Origin of the sequence: Methylobacter sp. Wu1 (genome assembly GCF_036553575.1) — a bacterium.
Taxonomy (GTDB): Bacteria; Pseudomonadota; Gammaproteobacteria; order Methylococcales; family Methylomonadaceae; genus Methylobacter.
On the sequence record NZ_JAZHOC010000069.1, the window covers coordinates 1 to 5,077 of the forward strand.

Annotated in this window: 3 protein-coding genes; all 3 read right to left on the bottom strand. The window is 52.0% G+C overall.

Features of this window, described 5'->3' with window-relative positions; genetic code table 11:
- Window positions 1–189: 189 nt before the first annotated feature.
- The 3 genes from V2P20_RS15080 to V2P20_RS15090 are packed head-to-tail and all read right to left on the bottom strand — an operon-like array spanning window position 190 to window position 4,640.
- The gene (locus V2P20_RS15080; RefSeq protein WP_331819719.1) at window positions 190–975 is read right to left on the bottom strand and encodes a hypothetical protein; all 786 of its coding nucleotides are present in this window, start codon (window positions 973–975) and stop codon (window positions 190–192) included.
- 58 nt (window positions 976–1,033) lie between these two features.
- On the bottom strand, window positions 1,034–2,488 hold the full coding sequence (locus V2P20_RS15085) for a hypothetical protein (RefSeq protein WP_331819721.1): 1,455 nt from the start codon (window positions 2,486–2,488) through the stop codon (window positions 1,034–1,036).
- 43 nt (window positions 2,489–2,531) lie between these two features.
- A complete protein-coding gene (locus tag V2P20_RS15090; RefSeq protein ID WP_331819723.1) occupies window positions 2,532–4,640 on the bottom strand; it encodes a c-type cytochrome in 2,109 nt (702 codons plus the stop codon).
- Between the last annotated feature and the right edge of the window lie 437 nt (window positions 4,641–5,077).

The window sequence follows — 5,077 nt, forward strand, 5'->3', positions numbered from 1 at the left end:
AAACTGAGTTTACTATTCCTTCCATGAGCTGATTTCTGGGGTTGTTCGATGTCAGAAACCGTATTATCCCAGAGTTTGCTCATGGTTCTTCTCCATTAAAACTGTCCGAAGTATTGCTAACTGCGTAGCATCGGTTAATAACTGATGCTACGTAAAAACGGCCGTTTATCCGTTTGATTTTCAGCAAACCTATCTAAATTTATTCCCGGGATAAAACCACATCTGATAAATGCTGACCAGAATCTGCATGCCCATAGAGATCCCCATCAAAGCACCGCTGGCAACCACCACATAGGCAAACGCGGGAAAGGATTTGGTAAGAAACCACGACAGGACATCCAGCAGCATTGCAGCGAAAGGAATGATTATCGAAACTCGTTTGACGATATTATTCAGATCGCAAAGCAGAAAGGTCTTGCCTATAAAAAACAGAAGAAAAGCCATGCCGAACAGGTGAATATGTGAAATCCGGATCAGAAACGGCAGCGATGCTCCGCTGGCATGGGCAACCTCTGCCACACCCGAATAATGAGTCAGATCCGGCAGGGACGGATTAATGGCCGGAGCATGGCAGATGATGCAATCACGGTTCAGGATAGGGGCAATGTGATCGTTATATTCCGGCTCTTTTGCGCCATTTTGAATCCATTTCAATATGATGTCCTTATCGCTTTTGTATTTTAGATTGGGCTCCATAATGCCTTTTATCGCTGCGCCCAACCGAGTCTGATCGTCTGAGCCGTGATAGGCAATGATCACATCGTCTATGGATAAGCCGGCTATGCCGTCGCGGCTCTGGTGCGTGTAATACATATTCGCCAGGGCAACCATATAACCGATCGCTATAGTCAGCAGAAAAGCCGTATTTAAAATTCGTTCACTGACGGAAATGTGTCTGAAACGTCTATAGGCCGTATTATGTCCATAAGCTTCGGAACGCCGATCGATTCCTGAACGGTAATTGGTTTCACCCATAGCTTTTTTCCTTGCTCGATGATTATGAAATACTCGGTTGTCCTATTGCTGAACTGCTTCAGAATTTGACCATCCATTCCGTACGCAACCCGTAAGAGACATTCTCCCGTTCCTGGCCGGCCACAAAGCCATCCAGACGCAATACATGGTGGCGGCCGATAGCGCGCTGATAGCGGGCACCCAACCCCACTGCGCCTTCCTCCCGCTCTTGAGTGCTCGTACGGGCGCCGACTTCAAAGATAAGCTGGTCATCGATGCCGCCGAGAAACAGCTGATAGCCAAGCGCCGCGCCAACCGTATCGTCGATTGACTGCCCGAGCGGGATTCCGTAACGGCCCATCCCCACCGGGCCGTACAAAATCCCGACGTTTGCCACGCTGCTGCCTACATCCGGACTTTGCGCAATCGATGTAAACCGGTTGACGTCCCAGAATGTATTGAAATAGACGACATCGTCGGAACCAGGCAACGTGCTGGACAATTGAGACAGCAAAAGCGCGCCGCTCCCTACGTTCTTTGATGCGCTGTGTTCAGGGATGGAGGCGTTAACCCTGAACGTCGAGTTCAGCCAGCCGAAGCGTTGGGTCGATGCAACGCCCATGTACCAGGCATTTTCATCCTGATCGTCGGCGACATAAATGAAATCCAGGGCCAGGGTATTGTTCAATGCGGTATCGGCTTCCGACAACAGACCGAACAGGTTTGCCGAATGGTAGTGGTTATCGCCGAGCTCGCCGCTTCCGCGATTGAGACGATTCCAGCCGTACAGACCTGTTAAACGCAGGTTTGATATGCCGTCAAATATCAGCGAGTTGCGAGTGACTCCGATCATATCGATGATATCGTTCATCAGCATCCCGTCCTGGAGCTTGATCGGCTGGCGGCCGATAGAAAATCCGATATCGTATGTATGGGAGTCAGTCGGGTCCAGACCGGGAAATATCTCTCCCAGATCACCTTCAAAATAGAGCTTGGTCAACCTGCCGTTGAGTTCTTCGCGCCAGCCGTCATCATTGTTGGGTTCGAAATTATAGCCGGTGTAATCCCCGGTTTCGCGATCGAGCGGCCGCATGGAGAAAACCAGCCGCTCTGTTCCCGAAAGGTTCAGGTTACCGTTCAAATCGAGCCGGTTGGCCCACTCCAGGTTATTTCTGCCGTTTTTTTCGAAACTCTGGAAAGCAGCGCGGAATGTTCCGAACAATAAAAACGAAGGCTGGAGCATTTGGCCGGTTAAGGTTTTGAAACCCGGCCGGATCGGCCCGTTTCCGATAAAAGGATCGCCGATCTCTATAAGTGGATCGGGTCGATCCACCGGATCGGCCGGGTATTGAACAATCTTATTGGACAGGCGCAACGGGTCTTCGCCACGCACGGTTTCAGTCGGACTGCGGTAGAAGTTGACAGCATTACGTCCTTCGGCAATAGGAGCCTCTGTTTGCTTCCGGGCCTCCGTTGCGCTTGGCTGCTTGCCATCCTGAGCTGCCGCATAGGAACTTCCAACGACAGTGAACATCGCCAGCCCAAACAGCACTCCAAAATGTCTGCATGCACTGGATTCATTCGACAATAACATCTCGCTCCCAAAGCACACGGTAAAGATCAACCAGCTTATCCCCGATCGCGCGGGCACTAAGCCCGTACTCAAAGCCCGCTCCCGAAATAGCATTGATTAAATGCGGAGGAAGCTGGCCTGCCACGAGTTTGATGTTGATTCGATAAGGCTTGCGGCCGGTGAGGAGCTCGGGATCGGCTGAATAGTTCGCCCAGCGATTCCCCAGCGCCTCGATGCTTTTCTTTTGCAGCCGAAGGTCGCGAATGCCGCCGAACAATACCGCCGGCGTATCCGCGGGGCGCATGAAGATCAGCGGATTCAAAGAGTAATTGGCCGGTATCACCTGCTCGCGCTCGCCTCCGTGAATGGTGCCGACCAATATCGCAGAGCGCAGATTGAACAACTGCTCGTCCCTCGGCATGACGCCGTTATGCACATACAAAGAATGGATATCGCGCACATCCCCGTTAGGATCGAGATCGCCGGAGCGAAAAAGCACGGTTCCGCCGGCATCGGTAACCGTCACCTGCAAGAATACGTTGCGCTCGGCAATCAGTCCCGAAGGCACACTGTGGCCCTCGGTCAAATTATTGACTTCGACGTCGAACTTGAGCCCATCCTCTTTTTCAAGAATCTTGACTTCGCCGAGGCCGTATCCGTTACGTAGTAAGGTCGTGGCGCGCGCCCGGTTCTCGGCCAATAGCGCCAGCTGCTGATCGATAATTTCCCTGGCCGCCTTGCGTTCTTCGGGGTCCGCCCAAATGCCCGGAAATTTCGCATCCTTGTCCACGCTGTTTTCGAACTTTTCCGTACCCCAGCCGGCTTCGACGTCAAAACTCAGCCATTCTTCGGGCGTGGCAAACTCCTGCGCCTCCGGATTGATGGGAAAGATGCCGGGATGCACTACGGAGCTGTCGGGCCCCGGGAACATATGGTTGGTGCGCCGGGCGGGCCTGGTTTTCTCTCCGCGGACGATCGCCGCCGAAGCCGGCGGGTACTCAGAGAAAACGCCCGGAGTCGGTCCCATATGGCAGCCTTGGCAGGTCCATCCTTTTTCAGCCGCCGGCGTCTGCTTGTATTCGCTGAACAGGTCTTCAAAGCGGATGCCGTTGACTAATCGCACATCATGACATCGGGCGCAGAATCCCGGTTGGGAAACTTGTTCGAGAAGGCGCGCCTCACGATGGGTTCTGGGCGGATTATCCCGATGTGAATCGAACACGCGCCGCAGTTCATCCCCTTTTCGGGGGCCGTAAATGGGATTTTTGATATCGCCAGGCTCGAGCGGAAACCGCCCGGTGATTTTACCGTAGGCGTCAGGAACCCGATGGCAGACGACGCAGGTGATCCCTTCCAAAGCCACTTTCGAACGGTTGCTGTTGCGGGTGAGAATCGGCTCGCCGGAAAACATGCCCACCTGAGTATGGCAGCGCTCGCAGAAGTCGCCCAAGGTGCCTTTGGTCAATTTCACCAAAGTCGCTTGATAAGCCAGGAATGTCGGGCTGATCTGCGCAAAAGCGTGACGCGACACAGACCATTCACGGTAGATCTGCTGGTGGCAGGCACCGCACTCCTGGGCGGAAGGAAACTCGGACTTTTTGAATAGTTCGTTGTGAGCTTTTTCCCCGGACTGATCATCGGCATTGCTGGCTGTCTTTCGCCCGCCGCCGGATGAATTACCCTTATGCCCGAATCCGGAACGGATGAAATTGATCAGATGCCAGATTTCTTCTTTGGCGAGGGAATTTTTGAAGCCGGGCATAGGCGCTCTGCCCGTTCTGATTTTCGTGTAGATTGTCCCGTCAGATTGCCCTAAAACCTCAGGACTGGTCAGGTTTGCCACTTTCTTGCCCAGAAAAGCGGCCATTGCGCCATCCCCTTTCCCGGTTTCCCCGTGGCACTGTTGGCATTCGCGCAGATACAAGCTCTTGCCTGTGGTCGAAGAGGATGCATCGGCCATAATCGGATTTTCTACTTTTGCCAGACGCGGCGAAACTCGCCAAATATCGGAACGCTCCTGTTCAGCCGCCGCAGGTTCTTGCATCAGGATCAAACTGACCAGCAACAGGATTGCAGCGGCTATTCTGTAGAAGCGGAATGATTTTTTTCTCATAAACAACCGTTTTAACGTCCACGTTCCTTGAAGGAAAAAGCAAGGGAATGGATGTGGTGAGAAACGGCGTCGAATATTTACCAATAAATAACATCGATATCGATCTGGAAAAATTCCTATGCTATTGTTCTTTAATATAATTATTAGCCGGTAAAAATTTGAAAGCCGAAACTGGAGGTGAAGAATATAGGGTGCTGATTCGCAGGACGTCTATTCGTGCAATTACTTACGACGTTAGCGGCCTTGAGCGAAATGTTAACAGCGAATCTAACGCCAGATATCTGTCAAAAAAAATTTGGTACATACAGGTATTCATACATAGGCTCTTATTGGATTCCGGGGAGATACCCAAGCATTGTTGACTCCTTGAATTTGAGGTTCAGTATCGCCATATAGGACGGATGATTACCTTACCTCAACTATTAGACAACGCCAAA

What these genes read in the sequence shown, in the direction of transcription:
- V2P20_RS15080 (WP_331819719.1), bottom strand. Translation starts at nt 975, where the DNA reads ATGGGTGAAACCAATTACCGTTCAGGAATCGATCGGCGTTCCGAAGCT.
- V2P20_RS15085 (WP_331819721.1), bottom strand. Translation starts at nt 2,488, where the DNA reads ATGTTCACTGTCGTTGGAAGTTCCTATGCGGCAGCTCAGGATGGCAAG.
- V2P20_RS15090 (WP_331819723.1), bottom strand. Translation starts at nt 4,640, where the DNA reads ATGAGAAAAAAATCATTCCGCTTCTACAGAATAGCCGCTGCAATCCTG.